This is a genomic window from Halostella litorea (assembly GCF_004785955.1).
In the GTDB taxonomy this organism is placed as follows: Archaea; Halobacteriota; Halobacteria; order Halobacteriales; family Natronoarchaeaceae; genus Halostella; species Halostella litorea.
In genome coordinates this window covers 1-21,625 of record NZ_SJER01000011.1, presented here as the reverse complement: position 1 = coordinate 21,625, position 21,625 = coordinate 1, and the positions used below count along the sequence as shown (strand labels likewise).

The 21,625-nt window shown below is 58.3% G+C and carries 19 protein-coding genes and 1 pseudogene; 10 read left to right on the top strand and 10 right to left on the bottom strand.

Annotated features, from left to right (window positions below):
• The 4 genes from EYW40_RS19430 to EYW40_RS19415 all read left to right on the top strand — a co-directional run.
• The coding region (locus EYW40_RS19430; RefSeq protein ID WP_202614620.1) for a phage/plasmid primase, P4 family at positions 1 to 1,690 on the top strand (1,690 nt) is incomplete at its 5' end.
• A gap of 449 nt (positions 1,691 to 2,139) precedes the next feature.
• Positions 2,140 to 3,273, top strand: a complete 1,134-nt coding sequence (locus EYW40_RS19425; RefSeq protein ID WP_135823224.1) for a tyrosine-type recombinase/integrase — start codon at positions 2,140 to 2,142, stop codon at positions 3,271 to 3,273.
• A 123-nt stretch (positions 3,274 to 3,396) separates the two neighbouring features.
• On the top strand, positions 3,397 to 4,263 hold the full coding sequence (locus tag EYW40_RS19420; protein WP_135823223.1) for a ParA family protein: 867 nt from the start codon (positions 3,397 to 3,399) through the stop codon (positions 4,261 to 4,263).
• Positions 4,256 to 4,642 (top strand): DUF8115 family protein, encoded by a 387-nt coding sequence (locus EYW40_RS19415; RefSeq protein WP_135823222.1) that lies wholly within the window; start codon positions 4,256 to 4,258, stop codon positions 4,640 to 4,642. The genes EYW40_RS19420 and EYW40_RS19415 overlap by 8 nt, the downstream gene beginning before the upstream one ends.
• 44 nt (positions 4,643 to 4,686) lie before the next feature.
• On the opposite strand, the gene EYW40_RS19410 is transcribed toward EYW40_RS19415, so the two are convergent.
• Entirely contained in the window at positions 4,687 to 5,100 is a 414-nt protein-coding gene (locus EYW40_RS19410) for a type II toxin-antitoxin system VapC family toxin (RefSeq protein ID WP_135823221.1), read from the bottom strand.
• Entirely contained in the window at positions 5,097 to 5,318 is a 222-nt protein-coding gene (locus EYW40_RS19405) for a DUF7557 family protein (RefSeq protein ID WP_135823220.1), read from the bottom strand. Before EYW40_RS19405 ends, EYW40_RS19410 begins: the two co-directional genes overlap by 4 nt.
• A 967-nt stretch (positions 5,319 to 6,285) precedes the next feature.
• Here EYW40_RS19405 and EYW40_RS19400 point away from each other — a divergent pair.
• Positions 6,286 to 9,714, top strand: coding sequence for a hypothetical protein (locus tag EYW40_RS19400; RefSeq protein WP_135823219.1), 3,429 nt, complete (start codon positions 6,286 to 6,288; stop codon positions 9,712 to 9,714).
• Positions 9,715 to 9,777: 63 nt separating this feature from the next.
• Here EYW40_RS19400 and EYW40_RS19395 read toward each other — a convergent pair whose 3' ends face one another.
• From EYW40_RS19395 to EYW40_RS19365, 7 genes are all read right to left on the bottom strand, one after another.
• Positions 9,778 to 10,257, bottom strand: coding sequence for a hypothetical protein (locus EYW40_RS19395; protein WP_135823218.1), 480 nt, complete (start codon positions 10,255 to 10,257; stop codon positions 9,778 to 9,780).
• Positions 10,254 to 10,844 carry a site-specific integrase gene (locus EYW40_RS19390; protein ID WP_135823217.1) on the bottom strand — a complete coding sequence of 197 codons (591 nt, stop codon included), beginning with the start codon at positions 10,842 to 10,844 and terminating at the stop codon, positions 10,254 to 10,256. The genes EYW40_RS19395 and EYW40_RS19390 overlap by 4 nt, the downstream gene beginning before the upstream one ends.
• A gap of 105 nt (positions 10,845 to 10,949) precedes the next feature.
• Positions 10,950 to 11,384 carry a DUF2080 family transposase-associated protein gene (locus tag EYW40_RS20495; protein ID WP_135823216.1) on the bottom strand — a complete coding sequence of 145 codons (435 nt, stop codon included), beginning with the start codon at positions 11,382 to 11,384 and terminating at the stop codon, positions 10,950 to 10,952.
• Between the two features lie 129 nt (positions 11,385 to 11,513).
• Positions 11,514 to 12,146, bottom strand: coding sequence for a tyrosine-type recombinase/integrase (locus EYW40_RS19380; protein ID WP_135823215.1), 633 nt, complete (start codon positions 12,144 to 12,146; stop codon positions 11,514 to 11,516).
• Between the two features lie 314 nt (positions 12,147 to 12,460).
• The gene (locus tag EYW40_RS19375) at positions 12,461 to 13,567 is read right to left on the bottom strand and encodes a hypothetical protein (RefSeq protein ID WP_135823214.1); all 1,107 of its coding nucleotides are present in this window, start codon (positions 13,565 to 13,567) and stop codon (positions 12,461 to 12,463) included.
• 293 nt (positions 13,568 to 13,860) lie between these two features.
• On the bottom strand, positions 13,861 to 14,655 hold the full coding sequence (locus tag EYW40_RS19370) for a tyrosine-type recombinase/integrase (protein WP_375137164.1): 795 nt from the start codon (positions 14,653 to 14,655) through the stop codon (positions 13,861 to 13,863).
• 229 nt (positions 14,656 to 14,884) lie between these two features.
• Positions 14,885 to 15,142: a hypothetical protein gene (locus EYW40_RS19365; RefSeq protein ID WP_135823212.1), complete on the bottom strand. Its 258-nt coding sequence runs from the start codon at positions 15,140 to 15,142 to the stop codon at positions 14,885 to 14,887.
• Positions 15,143 to 15,341: 199 nt separating this feature from the next.
• On the opposite strand from EYW40_RS19365, the gene EYW40_RS19360 reads away from it, so the two are divergent.
• From EYW40_RS19360 to EYW40_RS19350, 3 genes are all read left to right on the top strand, one after another.
• The gene (locus EYW40_RS19360; RefSeq protein ID WP_135823211.1) at positions 15,342 to 15,749 is read left to right on the top strand and encodes a hypothetical protein; all 408 of its coding nucleotides are present in this window, start codon (positions 15,342 to 15,344) and stop codon (positions 15,747 to 15,749) included.
• Positions 15,739 to 16,050, top strand: a complete 312-nt coding sequence (locus EYW40_RS19355) for a hypothetical protein (RefSeq protein WP_135823210.1) — start codon at positions 15,739 to 15,741, stop codon at positions 16,048 to 16,050. Before EYW40_RS19360 ends, EYW40_RS19355 begins: the two co-directional genes overlap by 11 nt.
• A 114-nt stretch (positions 16,051 to 16,164) precedes the next feature.
• Positions 16,165 to 16,818 carry a zinc ribbon domain-containing protein gene (locus tag EYW40_RS19350; protein ID WP_135823209.1) on the top strand — a complete coding sequence of 218 codons (654 nt, stop codon included), beginning with the start codon at positions 16,165 to 16,167 and terminating at the stop codon, positions 16,816 to 16,818.
• A gap of 752 nt (positions 16,819 to 17,570) precedes the next feature.
• On the opposite strand, the gene EYW40_RS19345 is transcribed toward EYW40_RS19350, so the two are convergent.
• Entirely contained in the window at positions 17,571 to 18,227 is a 657-nt protein-coding gene (locus EYW40_RS19345) for a DUF8102 family protein (RefSeq protein WP_135823208.1), read from the bottom strand.
• Between the two features lie 336 nt (positions 18,228 to 18,563).
• Between EYW40_RS19345 and EYW40_RS19340 the strand changes: the two genes are divergently transcribed.
• Together EYW40_RS19340 and EYW40_RS19335 are read left to right on the top strand one after the other, a co-directional pair.
• The gene (locus EYW40_RS19340; RefSeq protein ID WP_135823207.1) at positions 18,564 to 18,950 is read left to right on the top strand and encodes a hypothetical protein; all 387 of its coding nucleotides are present in this window, start codon (positions 18,564 to 18,566) and stop codon (positions 18,948 to 18,950) included.
• Positions 18,951 to 19,846: 896 nt separating this feature from the next.
• Positions 19,847 to 21,625 (top strand): annotated as a pseudogene (locus EYW40_RS19335) (hypothetical protein); the annotation flags it as partial.

The following is a 21,625-nucleotide window of genomic DNA, read 5'->3' as shown; positions in this document are numbered from 1 at the left end:
GGCCGCACCGGAAGGCATCTTGCGGTTCCTTCGGGACATCACGAAGCGAGACGCGGATGCACGGACGCTTCTGGAAGTCCTCGGTCACACCCTGCTGACGGACCACGACGCCGAATGGAAGCATCTCTTCCTCGTGCTGTTCGGGGAGGGGAGCAACGGCAAATCGACGTGGTTCGATGTCGTGCGGACGTTCCTGAACGGCCAGCGGAACGAGTCGCGGAACGTGGAGAGTCTGACGCTCCAGCAGATCACGGACAACCGTTTCGCCGCATCGAGTCTGGTGGGGAAGTGGGCTAACATCGGTGAGGACCTCCCGCAGAAGAAAATCGACGATCTCGGGAAGCTGAAGGACCTCACCGGCGGTGGTGAGACGTGGGTCGAAGCGAAGGGGGAGGACGGATTCAACTTCCGGAACCGCGCGACGATGATGTTTGCGGCGAACCGACCGCCCGTGCTCGGGGAACGCTCGACCGCAGTGAAGCGTCGCCTCGTACCGGTCCACCTCCCGTACGAGTACAAAGCGGACCCGGACCCTGACGACGCCTTCGAGAAGGAAGCAGAGTCGGACTTGGTGGCGGAGTTGACGACGGACGAAGAGTTGAGCGGGTTGTTGAACGCGGCGCTCGCGGCGCTCGAACGGATGCGCGACCAGAAAGATGTCTCGCTTCCGGAAACGCGGGAAGAGCGCTTGGACCTCTACGAGCGGTATTCGGACCACATCAAGGCCTTCCGTGTGGACTGTTTGGAGAACGAGCAGGGTGAACGCGTAAAAAAGGACGCCGTGTACAACGCGTACACGAATTTCTGTAACCAGAACGACTACGCGAAGGTAGGCTCGCGGACGTTCTGGCGGCAGCTCCGACAGACCACGCTGAACGTGACGCAGAAGCGCCTCGCCGAGCAGGAAGACGGGAGTCGGCCCCGCGTTCTCGATAACGTGACGTTCAAAGAAGAGGCGTTGATGTACGCGCCTGAGAGTTACACGAACCAGGAGTCCGACGCAAACGAGCGTGGTAGCGAGCAACCGGATCACCCCGCGCCGGTCCCGATCGGTGAGATCGACCCGAGTAGCCAGGATATAGCTTCGACGGTTGGAGAAGTGGAGTTCGGGAAGTGGGACGGTCGAAACACGCGGGACGACGGAAGTCCGGCGTGGACGGCGACGTTGTCGGACGAGACCGGAGAAGCCGAGTTGGTCGTGTGGGACGAGGAAGACATCCCGGAGATGTACGACTCGACCGGCCGGTTCGAGCCTGACGCACTGCACGTGAAGGGGGCGGAGACCGGCCAGTACGACGATAAACTTCAGTTGGTCGTCGGGTCAGACACCCGGATTGAACGCGCACAAATCGGCGCGGGCGCTACCGGGAGCGCGGACACTGAGGAGGACCAGAACCAACTGGCTGAGTCCGACCAGGAGGCAGAAGCAGACGGCGGCCAGGTGGACGTCGAGGACGACGAAACCACCAGCAGCGTCCCGGACGATGCGGAGGGGATGCTGGCTGACGTCCGCCGTCTCGTTGACCTCCTGGAGCAGCGCGGCGTCCCCATGGAGGAGAACGACCTCGTCGTCGCGGCGTCAGCAGAGCAGGACCTCATGGAGCCCGATCGGGCGAAGAAAGCCCTGGAGTACGCTGTCAGCGAGAAGGGTCTGATCATGGAGACGGAGGACGGACTCGTCCCGGCCTGACCCCTCGCAGTCCAGCGGTTTCGAGGATTCCGTTGTGGCGGACAGCGACAGCTCCGCCTCTTGCGCGCTCTCGTCCCCGATTCGGCGAGGGTAAATCGGTTGCTACTGGGAAGAAATCGCTCTTGCACACACATAACTCATCTGGTGGGTTATGGCTAATGTATGAACTTAGATAGCTACTCTACTTTTGTGACAACTCCACACCTCTACACAATTACATAGAAATCGCCACATAGCGGAGGGACTCGGGTATTTGGATAACCGAAGGACGGCGTTCGGAATGTATTGGTACGCTAATGCAAACCGGGTAGAAATGCGTACAACTATTAAGAAAACTGAGATAGTATCTGATATGGTACAACGGTGCCCGCGCCGACTCGCTGAGAGGCAGAGTTCCTTAAGTGGCAAATGGTTAGTACCACGCAATGAAGCCACGGAGAAATCGGAATATGGAGCTTGACGACGCCGTTGACGAGTACACGACCTTCGTCGGGACCCCATCGTACGAGACAAGCGTTCGCACGATGTTCAGCAGAGCAGGTCCCTTCCTGAAGGACCGACGCGTCACTACGGTCGGTGACATCACCGTCCGGGACTGTCGGGAGTTTGCGAAAGAACTCAAACGGTGCGTGGACGAAGGAGAGATCGCTAAATCGACCTCGGTGACCTACTACGAATCGTTCCGCGCGTGGCTCAGTTTCTGCGTCCGCGACGAGATGATCGACGAGAACCCGGCCGCGAAACGCCGCGCCGAAGAACCACTCCCGGAACCGAATCAGGAGACGACACAGCAGTTCTGGGACCGGGAGGACAGGGAGGCCATCCTCGACGCAGTTGACGACCAGGCCGCCGACGCGATGGACGAGATCGACAGCAACGGGTGGGCTCCGTCCTTCCGAAACCGCTCGCTCACGTATGTGCTCAGCTACACCGGGTCTCGCATCACCGAAACCGTCGCGTCATCGAGAGACGAAGAGCGCAACGGCATCCGCTGGACCGACGTGGACCTGGACGAGGGCGCGATCCGAGTGTTCGGAAAGAACCGGGAGTACGAGGCCATGCAACTCCCGTCGCCAGCAGCTGCCGTTCTCGACGAATACAGACAGATCGTAGAACCGGCCAGCGACCAGTGGCCGGTGTTCCCGTCCGGGTCCCCGCCGCATCTGTACACCGAGGCGCATCAGCAGCTGGCCGACCGCGGCCTCGACGAGGCCGACCGCGAAGAACTCCTGGAGGGTCGGGACATCTACGAGGTGTTCCGAGAGGAAACACTGATCCCTCCGTCATTGACGGGTTCAGGATTCAGATATGGCTTCTGGCACGACTTCGTAGACGAGTACGGCCTCCACATCGACGGTGAGCGACCGAAGTTCCACGCCGCCCGTCGTGGTCTCGGCGACGAACTCTACCGGGAGAACCCGCGACTGGCACAGTCAGCGCTCCGTCACAACGACCTGCGGACAACGCACAAGTCCTACTCACACATCCAGGCCAGCGAGACGGCCGAGGAGGTTGAGGAGATGATGGACGCTGATGACCCGCGCGGGTTCCTCCAGGACGACGAGGGCGATTCGCACCTATAGGAAAGGCTATAGACATTCCTATACTGGAAACCCCCTACGACCATTCCATACGATAATCCCCGCGGTGTCTGACATAGATTTATACCTACAGATAATCCTATAGGAGATACTATAGAGGCAACCATGGACCAAACACACCGCGCAGCTGCGTTTCTCGATAAAGGAGGGACCGGCAAGACGACGACAGTAGCACACCTCGGCGTGGCGCTCGAACAGCGAGGCAACGATGTACTCCTAATCGACCTCGCAGGGAAGCAGGGTGACCTGGCCAAACACTTCGGCGTGTGGGAAGACTACCAAGAGGAAATCGAACAGGACGAAGCTTGGCCGAACATTAGTACGGTGTTCGACGATGCGTGGGGCACTATCGCCGAGAAGTTGGGCGAGGACCCGGTCGCCGACCTCGTCGTTGAGACTGACGAGGGTGTGGATCTTATCCCTGCACACCCAGGGCTCGACACCCTGGATTCGGAGCTCGGCAACATCGATGACGCCCGGCAGCGGTACAGCCGGCTGGAGGAATTTCTTGACGAGTACGTGGATCCGCTCGGCTACGACGTCGTGCTCATTGACCTCCCGGGGATGACGAACAACGTTTCATACAACGGGCTTTGGGCAGCAGGCCACGCGATCACACCAGTTGAGATGGGCCCATTCGAAGCCGAACAGGCTGACGCCCTTCGTCGGGACCTGGAGAAGATCGCTGCGAACTTCGAGGTGGAGATCGAGCTGGCACTGGTGCTGCCGAACAAGGTGGACACTCGTACCAACCTCGCTGAAGAGTACCTCGCTGCGTTCCAAGATGAGTATCCCGACGCTATCGCTCCTGATTACGTACCGTACTCACAGGACATCAGGAATGCCGCTCAGCGAGGCATGACGGCATTTGCTCTCGAAGAGCCATCCAGTACGGCGGAACACGCCCGCGAGGCGTACCTCGGTGCTGCAGACACGTTGGTGGACCGTCTGGGAGGTGAGGACGATGTCTGAAGACGACGACCTCGCCGAACTCCGAAAACAGACAGAGCAGGGTGACCGGATCGACGAAGCCGCAACTGAGCAAGAGAAACAGGCACTCGTTGAAGACATTCTGGCCGAGCTCGAAGCGATCGACGCCGGGGAGCAGCAAAAGACGGTGAGCGTGTGGGACGGCCACCTCGCCGCGTTCGTACGGGCCCTGGAGGAGAACCCTGACCGGATGGAGGACGTCGGCCACGCACTCCAACAGCGCCTCGGCCTCGATGAAAGCGAGCCTGACAGAAGCGACGTACTTCGATTAGCTCTTCGGCTGGGGTTTCAGGAGGCAGCACCGGATCAATTCGAGGCTGTCCGGGAAGCGGCCCGGAAACAGGCCACAAAGGGGCTATAGTATTCTCTATAGGAATAGCTGTAGTCTAATCTATGGAATAGGGCTCACCCCCCACCTACATCCACGATATCGATGTCTATCAACTCGTGGACGGCTCGTTTGTCAAAATCATTCTTATTTGCTGTTGCGAGGGTCGCACCATATTCTCGTGCAGTCGCGGCGATCAGTAGGTCTGCGAGGTCTAAACTGGTATTTGCTGTTGCAAGTCTCGCTTGGATATTCGCCGCTTCGGTTGCGACATCCGCACTCAGATCAGCAACGGCATTGACAGATTGTTCTGCATTTTGCCGATGAGTTTGAATGGTGTTGTGGGAGTCATACCGTTTGAGATACTCGAAGAGAACCATCGAAGGAAGAATCCAAGCCTCTTCAGAATGCTCTGTGAGGTATTGATCGACAGCAGGATACGGTTTTTCAGATGCGTAACGGCTGAAAATGTCGTTGTCCAGGCAGATCATGCCTGCTGATTGGAACGTTCCTCGAGTGACTGATTCATCTCGTTACGAGCTTGCTCCATATCTGCGACCACGCTGTCGTCAGCGAACCCGCCTTTCTCCTTAATGTCCTTCTCCGTTGTAGCAAGTCTATCAAGGAGTTCGTCGAACGTCTCGTCATCCTGTTTTACTAATTCGAGTTTTTTCTTCGTCTCGTCGGAGATTCGGATTGAGCTGCTCATATTGTATTCAATGTATTCGAGTGGGGTATGCGTTTTGGTGGCTGTGCATTGATCACTGCTCCTTCCCCACTGACGATAACTAACAGTCATTTTTGCCCTCGCGTTTTAACCAGACTCGAAGCCTGGCGCGTGATATGGAAGTGCCACAACACGACCGAGAGAGAAGCTATGCAACCAAGACGCAGCCAATTGGGGGTCTCTGATGGCGAACAAACGAGCGTCCTCCGCCGGAGGCGGAGGCGGAGGTGGTGACGCGTCCGATCCCGAGGATATGGCTGAGGACGATTCCCAGCAGGCAATCGATGATGCGTTCGACGACATCGGCGGATCGGACTCGGACGACTCCGGAACGTCCTCTGGTGGAACGTCCATTCCCGATACGAGCGATAACCAGACGGCCGGGACTGCCCCACTCGATCCCGACTTCGACACTGGGGGCGAAGACAGTTCGAGTCCATCTGGGACTAACAGCGGATCGACTGGCAGTGGCTCTTCAAGGAGCGGGTCCGGAGCGTCGTCCGGCGGGACGACAGCGCCAGATACGAGCGACAACCAGACGGCTGGGACTGCCCCACTCAACCCTGACTTCGACACCGGAACTGGAGACAGTTCGACCGACCCTGGCGACACCACTCGGGGAGACCAGGGGGCGAGTTCTGACGGTTCGCCTCCGTCGGGCGGTGACTCGACGGGGGATAGTGGAGGTGTCCCCGACACACCAATAGGCGGGCCCGCAGTGCCCGACGATGGGCCTACCGATGACGGTGGTAGTGATGCCCCGACCCCACAAGATACCGAGGGACGCCAAGGCGTTGAATCGGGCTCGGGCGCTGTCGCACAACAGGCTCAGCAGTTAGAGGAGCAGGTCATCAGCAACAACCCGGGGCTGACGGACCCTTCTCAGGTCGCGGTCAGTCGGGATGGTGATCAGCTGAACGTCGGACTCACGGCATCGGGCCGGGAACAGATGCGAGAGATCCAGGAGTTCAGGCAGGACTACACAGCACCAGGTCCTGGTGGGCGGGGGGTATCGGAACAAGTCCTCCAAGAGACTAACGAGCTCGCGCTCCAGTCGGAGATCGCCAGCAGCATCGAGGACGGTGACGCCGCACCTCCTGGACCTGGAGGGCAAGCATCCTCGGAGCAGTTCCTTCGAGAAACCTCGGACCTCGCAGTTCGATCCAGAGCTGCCGAACAGACTGACGCATTCGATCCGAGTGACCTGCAGGTCGATACGGACGGGGACGCCCTCGATGTGCGTGTGACCGACGAAGCGGTGCGTGAGCAAGTCGCTGACCAGACTTCCGGCATTGACGCCGAAGACGTCCAGGTCACACGGACGGACGACGGCGGAACCGAAGTCAACATCCCCGAGGAAGCCCGCCGAGACCGTATCCGTCAGCAGGTAGCTGAAGATGAAGGAGTGGATCCGGAAGCTGTCTCGGTTGAGCGGTCGGGGGAGACGCCGGTGTCAGGTGGGGATGCACGGCTTCTGTCTGAAGCCGGAACAGATGGTAGCAATATCACGACGCCGGTCTACGACATCGAGATCGACAGAACGCCGGCGGGTTCTGACACCGGCTCCTTCGACGACTCGCTCTCGATGGAGAACGCGGCTGGCGGAAATGGAGTGATGACCGAAGAGCAGATGGCCGGGACGACGCGGTCTACACGGACGGATGTCGTTCCTGACGAGATGGCCAGAGATGAGGGTGTGTTTAGTGATCGATTGAACGAGCTGAACCCCAACGCAGGACAGGATGCTACTGACCTCACCGCGAACGCGCTTGGGTCGATCGTTGAATCGACTGGCGGGACGGTCGAACAGTCGCTCCCGAGGATCGCATCAGAGAGGGCTGCTGCAGAACAGGCCTCGGACCTGGCTTCGGGAGGGCTGCTCTCATCGGAACAGGAGACAGCGATCCGGCGCAACAACCCCCTCACCGACCTCTCGCAAGACATCCGCCAGGGCGGTGGTAGCGACGCTGGCACTGTTGAGAACCTCGCCCGGGGCGGCGCGGCGGGACTTGTTTCGCTGGCCAATGTTCCCGAACACGTGGTGACAGCGGACACGGCTGCCTCTGTCGCCGTTGACACTCCAGGGCAGTTCATCGAGGACCCTACAGCAACCACCCAGGCATACACTGATGTCGGCAGCGACATCGCAGAAAGCGAATACGACCGTTTCAAGCAGAACCCCGCACAGACGACCGGGAGCCTGACAGCACAACTCGCTGTCGGTGGGGCAATCGGACGGGCAGCGTCGGGAACACGCCTCAACACGGGCCGGACCGGCCAAGTGTTCCGGGCGACCGCCGACCCCGGGTTTACTGCCGTACGGGCAGTTCGACGGCGTACAGGGAACGATGGGGCACTGACGCGCCGGGGGTCACAGACAGGATCGAACCCAGACCCATCCGGTGCTGCAACGCAGCGAGCCCCCGAGATCGAGACCGACATTGGCACAGCCTCTGACGGGACCATCTTTGACGGCGTCTCGGAAGCGGCACGCGCTCGATACCGCGCGTTCGAGGGCGAGAGCTCGGACGTGACGGCTTTCGACGTGGACGAGTCCATCACGACCACGTCGTCCCCAGACACACCCACGAGCGGCACTGTTGCCGACGTTGGTGACAGTGCGTTCGTCTCACGGAGTCAACGCGGTGACCCGGTCTCTGAAGGTGAGCAGCTGGTCGAGGCGCGTCCGCCGTCTGAGTCGATCCCAGACGCAGGCGACTCGCCATTCGAAACGCCCCCTCGGAGTCAGCGTGCAACCAGTGGCCCGGACGAGTCAACGCCGAGCAGCACGGGAGGCGAAGTCCCTGTCCCAGGAACGCCGACAGAAGTCGGCGGCCGTGGCGTCGGGTCGGTCCTGGAGGGCACCGATGTTGATGCCGGCAACCTGGAACGGGCAGGAGGAGCAGGGCGGCGACGGTCTGAGAGTGGCGCAACCCCCGCCCCTTCGCAGCGGGAGAGCGGCTCGAACGACCTCCCGATGTTCAGTGACCTACGAGAAGCGGGCGGCGTTCGTCGATACCTCGACGTCCAGCGCCAGCGCGCGGCGGAAGCAGACGTTGAACCGCGCGTGGGCGCTGGCCTCGTGCCACCGCGCGTGGACGCTCCATCCACACAAGAGGTGCTTGACCGCCCCAGCCGTGGCGCGACGTACGAGCCAGAAAGCAGCCCTTCGTTTGCCGACGTCCGTCAGGACGCCCTGACACAGACACAGGACCAGCTCCGCAGCCAGGCCCAACGTGAGCGAGCGGGGCAACCGACCGGAATCGATCCTGAACAGACGCCGTATGGGGAGACTCGCGGGCCGACGATGGACCCGCGGCCAGGAGAGGTCACCTTCGACCAGCCAGCGGTGACACGGGCGCAGACCAGTGTTGACACGGGGACTGCCTCCGGTCGCGGCATCCTCGGTGGGATGACTGGGGCGGCTCTTGCGGGGCAACAGCAGCGCCAGCGCCCACCCGAACAGGAGCAGGACGAGCGCGGTAGCGATACCGTCGTGATCGGCGGGGATGGGGACGCCGATCTCGTCGCCAGTGGTGGCCAGATGTACGACCTCAACGAGCGCCTCGATACAACGATGCGGAACCTGCTCTTCCAGTACCCGGCCCGTCGCGGCGGCGTCGCTCCAGGCGGCGACGACCCGAACGGGACGCCGGGGACCGGCGCAGGGATGCCCGGTGACGACCGTGACGACACTGCCGACGGTGATGGGGTGGGGACGCGCGACCGATTCACGCTCGGTGGTACCGGAGGGGTCCTGCAAGGCCAGGGTGGAGGGTACACGCGTGACGTGACACAGACCGGCCAAGACGCCCTCGATGGCGGTCCGGTCAGCAGGCAAGATGGAACGACCCGGGCTCCGGACACGACCACTGCGGGGCCAACTGGCTCAACGGGGACCGTGACGGACGGCCAACAGACCGGGATCGGTGGTGGTGCAACCGACCAGACGCCCGACGTTATCACGACGCCCGGGCAGGATACGCAACCGGATCAGCAGCAAGAACCGGGACAAGACACCGAACAGCAACCCGGTCAACAGCCGAGGGCGGGCTTGGGTACAACGCCTGAAGTAGGCACGACGCCGGCGACAGACACCCCACAGACGCCGTTCCTCACGACCCCGAGGAGGGATACACCGTTCCCGCCGAGTCGGACGCCCGGACCGGGACCAGAACCAGATCCGAGCACTGATCCCGATCCAGATCCCGACCCACGCCCGCGACCGGGGTTCAATCTACCCGGAAAAGCTGGGCGGGCCGGTTCTGACTCCCAATCGGAAAGCGACAGTGAAGATAACATCTGGGAGACTGGGTTCGCCGACTCCCTGGAGCTCGCTGACGACATCTTCGGCGGGTCTGGGTCTCGGTGGTTCTGAGGAACGGGGATCTCGGTAGGCAACCCCAGGGTTCATCCCCGGAAAACAGCCTTCCAGAACTCGCTACGTGTTGTTTCTCTCAGTTCGCGCGCGCATCGAGGCGACCCGGTCTTCCCAAGCATCGAGCTCTTCAACGAACACGAGGTAGTCGTCCGACGCATCCTTTCGCTCGATCTGGACGTCGAGCGCTTGCTCGGCTACCCACGCATTCGGGAACGCATACGTTTCAAGATCAGTGCCGTCTCGCTTCACGAGCACGTGCGGGTTCTCCTCGGTGCTACTGAGAACACGAGCCGTTTCGTCGAGCAGATCTTCGGCGGCCTCGAAGCTACCCTCATCGTGGATCGGGACCCACGCGGGTGAGGAGTCTGGCTTCGACGCGGCGTAGCTCACGATGTAGTGGAACTCCTCGCTCACTGGGGAGACCTGTAGAACAGTCTCGAAACCAAGGCGATGCTGCCCCGCCTTGATTACTTCCCGACCACCGAGCCTACACCAGTCTTCAACAAATTCGACGTCGGGGCGGGCAGAGTCTGCAGTCATACGACCTTTGCATCTTCGAAGGCGTCATTGACGGTTTCGGGGTCCGGCTCTTCGTAGTAAGCCATCAACGCATTGTAGCTATTCCAGCCACAGACGTGCATCACGACGAGTGGGTTGACCTTCTCCTCGATGAGCAAGTGCCGTGCGTACCACCGCCGGAGGTCGCTGACACTGACGTAGCGGTAGTATTCGTTCCCCGTCTCGTCAGCTGCACGTTCGGCGGCATCCTTGACATCGCTGCGAATCGTTTTTACCGATTTGAAAATAAACGGCTGATCTTCTCCAACGTCCTCCGCCTCCTGGTACTGACGGAGGTCCTCTCGTATCTCGTCCGGCAGGAACACGTCGCGGGCGTCTTTTCCGTTGCACGCAGGGACGTGTAGGCGATGGTGCTCGCCACTATGACCTGGCTGGATGTGCTTCGGACGGATCTTCGGAATTTCTGTTGATTTCAGTCCAAGATAGCCGCCGAGGAGAATCGCCAACTCTGCACGCGCACTCGGTGCAGCCTGTCGGAGGCGGGCCATCTCCTCATCGGTCATCCACACTTTGTAAATACCGTTTTGGCCGGTCTCTTCAAGACGCATACCAGTTTGTACACAAAACTGAACTAAATACACCGAGGGCAAAAACCGCTGTACACGGGGGCAGTTTGTAAGTAAACCAGCGAAGACTACGGTGAGTAGAACAGGTTACTCAATCCATGCCGGTTGCGGACTTGGTTTATTCCCGAAGATCACTCGTTCGCGGCACGTGTCACACCCATTGTACCAGTCCTGGTTCGGCCCCCCTCCCGGACCGAACCCAGAGGAGCGGGACATCTTCCGGTCTTCCCGACAAACAGCGCACACATCTTCCGGCCCATCAGCGACCTCAGACCGGCAGTCGGTGCAGATCTGGAAGAACGAGCCACCCGACTCGTCTGTCCAGCACCACTCGACGGTACTTTTTGTGACTCGATTACATACGGCGCATTCTTTGAACTCAGGCTCTTCATCCTGTGATAGCCGCACGACCTTCACTGTGTGATCAAGCCACTCCTTCGGGAGATACACGTGAGCGCCGTTCCCGGTTGCCTTCACTTCTCGCTCAATCACCTCGTCGCCCTCGATTTCGTATTTGTCCATACGCAGTATTGACTGGGTATCTACTTCGTACTAAAGTTAGGGATGCCGGTCAGCTTCGAATAGAGTCACATATGACGTACCTCTCGCCCTTTTCTCTCAACCACATAGCTCAAGGAGCCGCTTCCATGGTCAGATGCGGTCGAAGTGGTCGTACCGATCTTCGGTGGTCTTGATCGTTGCGTGGCGAAGTCGGTTCCGGACGTCGTAGAGGGTGTAACCGTCCTCTTTGTGGAGCATTCTGTAGGCCACACTATGGCGGAGCGTGTGGGGCGTTACGTCCTCCGGGTCGCCTGCACCGCCCTCAATGCTCTGGGGGCGCACGTCGGCCTCCACGGCCAGCGAGCGGACGACACGCCGGACGCTCTCAGTAGTCATCCGGTCGGCCTGCCGCGACGGGAACAGCGCCTCGCTGTAACGCCAGCGGTTGTTCAGGTATGAGCGGAGCCGTGAGACCGTGTCGTATGTACTGTCATCGACAGCGAGGTTCATTTCCTCGTAGCTGGGTGACCGGTCAGTGGGGTAGTCCTTCTGGATGTGCGCCGGGATCGCCAGATAGGCTGGGTCGTCGTCGAGATGGAGGAAGTCCACGTCGATCTGTACGAGCTCTCCGACGCGAAGCCCGGTGTCGTAAAGCATCGCCACGATTGCCTCGTTCCGGTCACGCAAGTACGGCAGGAACTCGTCGCTCTGTGCGGCTGTTCGGAGGTCGCGGACTTGGCGCGGCTTCAGCCACGCTTGTGCCCGAGTGTGGGTATTCGTCATTTCGGAGGTCACAGTTTGGGTAGTTTATAAATTGCAACTGTCTTAGTGCTATCGACTGTGGGTTTCTACTAACAGATTCCCACAGTCAACGAATCGCTATAGATGTCTCTACAATCAATGCTCAGCCAGGTTTTAGGTTATTTCAGGCCCGGCGCTATCGGTGGAACTCAAAGAGGGTGATATTGATTTTGACATCACGTTTCGCATAGGCCACAGCGAAGGTCACTAACAATAAGATAGCGAACGCTGTGAACCCGATAAGCGCCACTGCCGAAGGCGGAACTGCTTTCAGAAACATCAGTCTCTTGGGTGGGTTATTCGTCGAGCGAAGCTTCGTCTAAAAGCTCCGAGGTGTCTCCATCCTCAAGCTCTTGGTCAATATTCTCAAGCTCCTGTTCAATAGTCGCCTCAGCTTCCTCCAGGGTTTCCCGTGTGCCGGCGTCGAGCGTATCCCCTTCATCGGTTGACGACGGCTTCCCATCTACTTGGTCTTCGGTGTCCTGCCAGGGCTTCCACTGACGGAGTTGAATGACGAGTTTTCTATACTTGCCAGGTATCGCCTCCTTCCGCGTCTCTGAATAATGGTTCCAGTGCTTGGCTACACTAACCCAGTATTCGGGACGACGTTCCGTCCAATAATTCTCAGGTAGTTCGTCCCGAGGCGTTGGGCCAGGGAGAGCGGGATCGCGCTTTGGGGTTCCCTTTTCGGGTATGACCTCGCCTTCATCAAGCGCCTCCCGGACCTTCTCTTTGATAGTCGAGAGGTCACTCATTGATATATCATGCTTCCTGCATATCTCCCGGTATTCATCTGACCACGAAATGAAATCATCTTCACCAGGTCCAGTCTCTCGGATCTGTTCGTCAACGAGCACAGAAACGACCCCGAGAGTTACTCGAATGAGTCCCTTCTGGTGCCCAAACTGAGTGAAGTCCAGATCCTGAACCACAGTGATAACTGCCTCAGACTCCTTTGATGTCAGAGATAACGATGAACAGATGGCTTGCGAGATCCGCTCCTTATCGCGCTGACTCTCCCGGACACTATGCTCACCGTCTGACCGATGACGTCCCTCATGCAATTCTCGAAGACGGTCAATCTCTGCATCGCTAACCTCCTCATCACCGATTCGAGTTGCCATCTGGCTTTCGTATCCTGCACTGTACTCATGCCCGTGGGAGGTTCCGCCAACTTCCTCGGACGACGCTTCGATACTATCGTCATTACGCATCCGTCCTGGCGGTTCCATGGACCCATAGTCATGCACTCTACGTGTGCCCGGCTCACTCTCTTGTGAAGTGGAGGAGGGCGCAACGTTGTATTCAGCCTCGACTATCTCTTCAGTCGATATGTTTTGCTGTTCTTTAGGAATCGGCTGAAGGCTCTCATCTGCCGAGTTGTTCGTGTTTTCATTTGTCATATGTATCTCTCACCAAGTTGTTGGTGTCCGCAGTGAAGTGAGAGGGACGCCTGCTATACCTGCAGGTCAAAACAGGCTTTTCACCTACCAGCCAAGAAGCCTGCTTTAGGCGACAGCGGCGTCGCTCAAAGCAGTTGAGGACAGTAGAACAACTGGAACGCCAAAGCGTCCCTCCCTTCATTTACCTGTATTGTAACCGGGGATACTTAAAGGAATGATGGGGTAGAGGGATTTGAGGAAGTAGAGCGTGTTAGTACACAGGCTGTAGTGAGGGCGTGGGAGACTGGTTATCCTCAATCACCCAAAGCGAGTTTGTCCAAGTGAGGGCGACGTCGGAGTTCCATACGATCTCGCTTGGAGGCTTTGTCGTAATGCCGGTCAATCACTTTCTCAGATGCGTTCACCCGCTTTCGGGTCACCTTCTTGGGAACTGCCCGGTTTCGATGCCATGTGATCGAACCGGTGCGTACCTGATGAGGTGAGCGAGATGACGGGCATTTACTTGCATGGCACTGTACTCTGGCGGCTTTACAGGACTGCCGCTCACGTCCATGAGGACAGTCTGAATGAAGGCAGGGGACCGTCGCCTTGTAGATCCAAGTTCGAACAGTGTTCCGTCCTGGACGCCCACGTGAAGAACTGAAGAGCGGCTGACGACCGTGGTCATCGTATCTATCCCACCGATTGCTTTCGATATACTCATCTAGTGCATCACAGACAGAGTCTCGAAGGCTGACATACCGTTCACCGTTGACCTTGTTTTTCAGCGGTGTCCCTTGATCAGGCCGGTGGACAAACTCGATATATTTCTCATCGGAATTGTAGTCACAGACATCGAGGCTACGGACCGACCCCAAGCGAGCTCCCGTATGCCAAATCAATTCTACGAGTGCATGGGCGCGAGAGCCGTAGTGAAGGTCACTGTTACGGTAGAATTCGATGAGGCGTTCTGCTGCTTCAGTTGTGAGACGAGTGTCATCTGACTGCTTTTTCTGAGGAATATTAGGCACCTTCACTTTCTCAGCGAGAGCGTCATCGACAGCCTCGATGCGCTCAAGATACTCTATGAAGTTCTTCAGCGTCTGCATCTCCCCAGAAAGCGTTGATGCTGCGATGCCTTCTCCTGAACGGTGACTCCGGTATTGCTCAAGTGTCCACCCAGACAAGGAACTAACCGTTTCGATGCCTTCCTCCTCACACCACTCTACCCACAACTTCAGCCTGTAATGGTAGGTGTCTTGACTCTGTTCAGTAGTGTCTGTCTGTCTACTATCGACGTAGGCCTCCCACGCTTGGCGTGGGGTGAGTTGGGTGGGATCAGTCATTTCCATTCCCGTTTTCAGTAGTTGATTCTTGGTTTTTTGCGGTCATCTCCTCACAGACTACGTCGCGGAGTTCTGCAAGAAGGTCAGATCCATGCTCATCGGCGTGTTGTCTGAGAATCTCTATGTCCTCAGGGAGTTCCTCCTGAATCTTACGTCGTACGCGGGAAACAGCGACGTAAGGATTGTCTCGGGACTCCGGATCAGTCAGTGCGTCTCGTTCACCGTCGGTCAGTAGGGCTCGTCGAGCCATACTCACCGTATCGTGATTCGTGGACATTACCACTATCGGTAACGTTTCCATTGAAGGAAAGTAAAGGTTTCCCCATATGGAAACTTTCCGCTTATGGAAAGCTATTAGTTTCCGCATACGGTAAGTGATGCCTACGCACGGGACACGGCTCCAGAAGATGGCCGGGGGCGTTCCAGCGCCCACGACCGTGCGGCCGACCATGACCGCACGCGAGCCTAAGCCCTCAAGAGGGCAAGAAACCAGCGGTACAGCCAGCAAACTACAACCAGACGGGGGATGCGACTGGGAGCAGACGGCTCGGCGTGCTGTCGAAGAGTTGCTCTGGGAAGACAAAGACCGGCTCATCCTCGCCATCAAGCGACTGGAAAAGTTCGGTCCTGTCTCTGGGGACGGCGACGACGTCTCCGCTGAGGACGTCAACGAGTTTCGGTCCGCCCTCATCGACCTCGAAGCCACTGTTGAAGAGAGCATCGTTCCGCACATCGAGGGCGTCTCCCGGTACGAGCGTATCGGCGAGCGCCTGGGATGGGGGGGCCTTGCCGACGTCCAGGACGTGGAGTTCAAAGAATTCGTCGCAGCCTGTGTGGAGGAGGAGAATGCCGAGTAAGCAAGACGACGGGTGGGCGGACGTGGGGCGCTCGCTGCTGGCTTATAAATTCCAAATGCTGGGAGAAGAGCTCCACAATGAGTTCACCAAAGCTTCGCGGAAAGCAGAGAGCAATGAGCAGATTACTGGAGGGGATGTTGAGCGCCTGTACGAGACGATGGAGAGGGCCAGATCGATGGTTGACGAGTTCGCAAAAGTACCAGACGACTACCAGCGGCCGAAACGAGCGAGCGAAATAATCCCACCCCGAGAGCTCCAAGAAATCATAGAGCGGGCCAAAGAGGGGGAGTTCGATGAGTGACCGGGTTCATGCGCGTGTGTATCGAACTGAAGATGGCTCGATACACCACGAGTACATCGTCGGAGGCGTCGCGTACGGGTCCCTGGAGGCTCTGCAGTCCGCACTGGGGGCACGATGAGCAGTACACACAGTCACTCCCAACTGCTTGAAGGATGCAGTGAGGGGTCTGTCACGCGGATCGGGGTTGACCTGGGAGAGAAGAATCTTCTCGCTGCTGCACCAGCAGATGCCGGTCCCGACATCGAGGAGGCACTCGTCATCAACAGCGGTGTTGAAAGCGCTCTCTACGACGAACTCGTTGCGATCACTCGGCGTCTCCAGACGATGGAGGCCGACACTCGTCTCCAGGAGGCGGCCGTGTTCGAACACCATCTGCAGCTGTTCAACCGCCGGTTCGCTGAGGCAACTGCAGAGCTCTGGGAGTTCCTCGATCAGTTCGAATCGGTTGTTCTGGTGTTGGAAGATCTCCCTGCTGAATACCGGCCGCTCATCACGTGTCGGCATGGGGAGGTTGATGCGGGGACCTGGCTTCTTCCTGCGTTCCAGCGCCGGCTCGCTACGGCCAGCGTTCAGGCTGGCTATCCTATCGCCTACGTCGATCCCGACTACACCACGAAGGAGTGCCACATCTGTGGCGTCCACGGTGAGCGGTCAAGCGCGGAGCTGCTCTGTGTGAACGACGGGTGTCCCGTCAACTCGATCTGCCGTGACCGAAGCGCCGCAGCGACGATTGCACAACGTTTCGAGATCTCGTCCGACCAGCTCTAAGCTACGTCGACGAACAGCTTACTGCGCCTCCTTTCCAAGTGCTTTGCTCCACTCGTTGAGATCAAGCTTGTTGGACCGAGCGAAAAGGACCTCCTCGAACTCCTCGAACCAGGGTCGAGCCACCTACCTGAAGGGGGTAACCTCGCGTGTGGGTCCGGCCCCCGCCCCCCGCCGCCCCCACAAATCAGTCTGCTGTCTCCACTGTAACGCGTGTTTTGACTATAGCATAGCCTTCCGTCTCGTTTGTTGGTAGTCGATAATCGACCCCTCCGCCGTATTGCGGTTCTGGATTGAGGTTATACAAATACCCGCCGCTTTCTTGCGATTGTGCCGAGAATGTCTGGTATGCTAAACGAACCACTGCTTTATGTTCGAATTCGCCCCTGGTTCTCTCCTACCGGTGTATCATTGGTGGCGGTGGTTCTGCAGTTGCTTGTGAAAAGATATGGGGCTGATAGGTCTATGAGAAGTCCCAATCGCTCAACACACCGAGAAAGCAACCAAGCCGGTGACTATCCTATCGTCCACTCTTCTGTCGGACGATAGACTATCGTTCCTTCTTCTGCATTCAGATACGCCATCAGTTCACCTTCTCGTTCGATGCCGTAATCCTCGATGTCCGCAGGGATATTGATGTACTTCGTTGATCCGTTATCACGGATAGTCCGACGTCCAAGTGGAATGAGGGTCCGGGGCATTAAGATTCTCAAGCAATAGAATGACTGATTCATAAATAAAATCAGAGGCCAAAATCAATCCTTATCTACCTGCTTTTCGTATATCTCCTCCGCTTCTTCCAGATCCAAATGACCAGTACGGACCAATGTGGTGAGGATTAAGTCAACTTCTAGTGGATCATCTGGAAGATTATTGTTCTCAACTCGTTCCTTGAACTTGTCTAACGGGATAGCATCATCCTCTTCACCAGCAATTTCGAAAGTCACATCGACATCAAGGTAGGCATCCTCGTAGATCAGCCCATACTCCGTAATCGCATCATCGACAGCAGTTTCAATAATCATCTTTGCGAGATCAGGGCGGCGGATACCAAAACCAAGATAGAAGAAACGAAGTGCATCACCCCATGCCTCAAGCAGTGGTGGGATTGGGGGGATACTGTCTTGGTCAAATTCGTCCCCCTGATGACGGGCAGCTGTCAGTTGCCTCTCCCAGTCATATGCTTCGTCAAAAATCTGTTCCACATCACCATGCGGAAGTCCATTTGCAACGAGGTGGAAGTCCAAAATTGCGTTCTTGATACGTTCACGTATGCGAAAACGGCGCTGATAATCCACGTTCTCGGGATCGTCGTATTCCGACATATCCATCTCTCCAACCAGATACTCACGGTCTGCTTGGGTTAAACCGCCTCGTGGACGGTCAACAAGGTCAAACTCGTCCTGTGACATGGGGTCTTACGTCAGGGTATAAGGGGGATACATATAAGTATGTCCCCTCTCAAGGGGTGAACACGTATGCTCCGCTACCAAAGCTAAATGGCACAGTAAGATACCGGCGCTCTCGTCCTACGCTCCAGTTCCCAGGCCGGACGTAGGGGGCGAGTCGCCGGCACAACGGAACGGTCCCAGAGTAAGCCGGTTGCACGGCTTCGAGGAATCCGTTCCTGCTTAGTCAATTACGTGAGGGCGTAATAAGCTCTTTCACTAACTAAGCAGGAACTGCTTCTTCGGGTCGTTATCGCGCTCATCCGGCTGAAATTCACACGAGCGCGACGCTAGACGACGATGCACATCCCCGACAACGACCACGAGACTTCGTACAATCCGGCTGAAAGCATCGCTGATGTCTACAGCGAACTCAATGCAACCGACGGGGCTCACCACGACCTCGTCGGCGAACAGGTAGATGTCACTCGGCACGCAGAGCAGCGGTTCCTTGAACGTGTCAATGGCTCTGAGCCCTATCCTCGTTCGCGTATCAAACGTGAATTCCGAGAGAGTGAACGGATCCAACTCCAGGACCCCAGTATAGTTGATCCAACGCGGATCCACCCTGACAGCGGTGTGGTATACGTCTTCGATCCTGACGACAGGACCGTTCTCACCTGCTTCATCCCCACCGAGTCCCAGCTGGGAAATGAGGCGTTGGCGACTGGGAGGACTGTCGCATGAGCGCGCGAAAAGACGTCCCTCGAAACGGGCCAGCCCGTGCACTATGGGAGGCCGACGAAGACACCCCCGTCACGGAGATCCCGGCTCTCCTCGAAGAAGTCGCTCGGTGGGAATGCGTCAGTTGCGGAGAACAGAGGTTCACGTGCCCACAGCGCTGTAGACGGTGTGGTTGTGCCGACTTCCAGAAAACCGTTCCTGCTGATACAGTGACGCGAGACGCATGACGTGCGTCAGACACCCCCCTGTCGGAACCGCTCAGGTTTGCGTAGGTTTATGGGGACGAATTGACTACACCAACGTACCAGAAGCTAGGCAACGCAACACGCCTGAGAAACCGCGAGCCGTTCGGGGAGTGGGGTCCCAAACCATGCTCCCTCGAACGGGGTTCCGTACTCGTGGTTTCTCGGCCCGGGAGCAAAAACATTGCCCTTTCATTAGGGGTGGCTTTGCGAATCGGGCTGGCGTCGTTCGACGTCGGGCAGGCTCCAACACGCAGCTCACCATGACCGACACCAGCGACGACACCACGATCTGCTCGACCGGCCATCAGGGCCAGATGCACCACTCGCTCACCCCCTACGTCCAATCACGTCCAATCACGTCCAATACCCATTGGACGTGCAGATCTCCTCGTTACGTTCTGAGACGGGGGAATTCGAGGGGGAGTAGCGGCACGTCCAATACGTCCAATCAAATCACCCTACTCTCAGAAGCGCGAGAGGTTCCTTCTTCTTTCCTCTCGCAATTCCGAGGGTACCCTAATTACATTGGACGTATTGGACGTAGGCAAATCACCCCGCAGAAACCCCCCTTTCACAGGCTCTACCTTCGGTTTCCTACGTCCAATGGATTCGAAGGGGCATTGGACGTGATTGGACGTAGCCGGGGGTGGTCCTATGTCTGAGGACCTCGCCCTCGACTATGACCGCCTGCGGTTCATCGAGACACGGGGTCCCGACGACAAGCGCCCGAAGCGCTCTTGGGGTGGTTACAATCAGGACTTCAACGACGCCGACCACGTGTACACGCACGATGACATCGTAAAGGTCCCACACGGTAACTGGGCAGCTGTCGATGTTGACGACGCTCCGCACGCCTCGCTCGCCCTGCTTGTGTTCGACCTGGACGTCCACAAAGCGCCCGCGGACTTCAACCCCAACGCGGTCACGGTTCCAGAGAACACGCTGGTCGTTCGCAGCCAGAACGGCGGCCTACACGTCTACTTCATCGTCCACGCTGAGCGCGGCGAGTTGAACGAGTCGGACTTCCGCATGACCGCCGATCTCGGCTGGGATATCGATATCCGCGGTAGCGCGGTTAGCGCGCACGTCGTCGCTCCCACCGACATCCCGGGTGTGGACACACCCTACGACGTCGTCAACAACGAGGATATCTCTACGGTGTTGGATCCGGCAGATGCCGCGGACCGCATTAAGTACGACGGCGCGCCGCTCCTGGAGTACGACCCGGCGTCGCGCGGGCTCGATGGCTTCGAGTTCGACCGTGAGACCGAGCCCCCAGCAGACTTCCCGACATGCTACCATCGCGGCCTCGAACTCCGCGCGGCGAATCCTGACGACCACCCGAACACGCACAAAGTGAATGTGTTGACGGCGTTGTGCGGACTGTACGCTGGCTACGATGTTGAGACGGTCGTTCAACATTTCGTTGACGACTTCCCACCGGGGGAAGACGTGGACCGCTCGAAGACTGAATACCAGGTACAGCACCTCGCCGAAAAGATCGACCGGGGGACGTACTCGCCGCCCTCAGTCAGTACGCTGCGGGACTACGGTATCCTCGGTGAAAACGAGAGGTGCGAGTGCGAAATCGAGTATCACGGGGAGAACGAAGGCAGCGACGGGTTGCCGCCTGAAGAGGTGTGGGAGTGGTGGTCGAAGACCCGCGATCACGGCGACCTCGACGAGTCGAGTATCATCCCGACAGCCGCCCTCCAGCATATCGCGCGCGAACAGGAGCTGTACGATTTCGACGGGCTCCCTGGAGAGACTGAGGAGCTGCCGGCAAAGGCCCACAATAAAGCACTCTGGTGGGTGGAAAACCGGTGGTGGGACCCGGAGGATGAGAAGGATGCGGCCGCAACCGTCCGAGACTACAAAGCTCGGGACCCTGAGACAGTATTCACCTGGGAGGACGTCAGATACATCTACGCCGAATCGACGCAGGATGGCCGCCTCGCTGCGGTGAATCACCTCCGGTCGAAATACCGGTTCCTGACGCCACGTGACACCGAGAACCTCCACGTATACGACGACGATCTCGGAATCTTCGACAGGACGGCGAAATACCTCATCGGCCGGGAGCTCGACCAGAACCTCGGGAAGCACTACAGCAAGAGCGAGAAAAACGAAATCATCGGCCGCATCAAGGAGCGGACGGTTGAGCGTGAGGACCTCGAAGCGCGGCAGTTCGACACGAACTACATCTGCGTGAGGAACGGCGTCCTTGATGTTGACAACCAGGAGTTGCGGCCGCACGACCCGCAGTACAAGTTCACGACCCACCTCCCGGTCGAATACGACCCGTCGGCCGCACCGGAAGGCATCTTGCGGTTCCTTCGGGACATCACGAAGCGAGACGCGGATGCACGGACGCTTCTGGAAGTCCTCGGTCACACCCTGCTGACGGACCACGACGCCGAATGGAAGCATCTC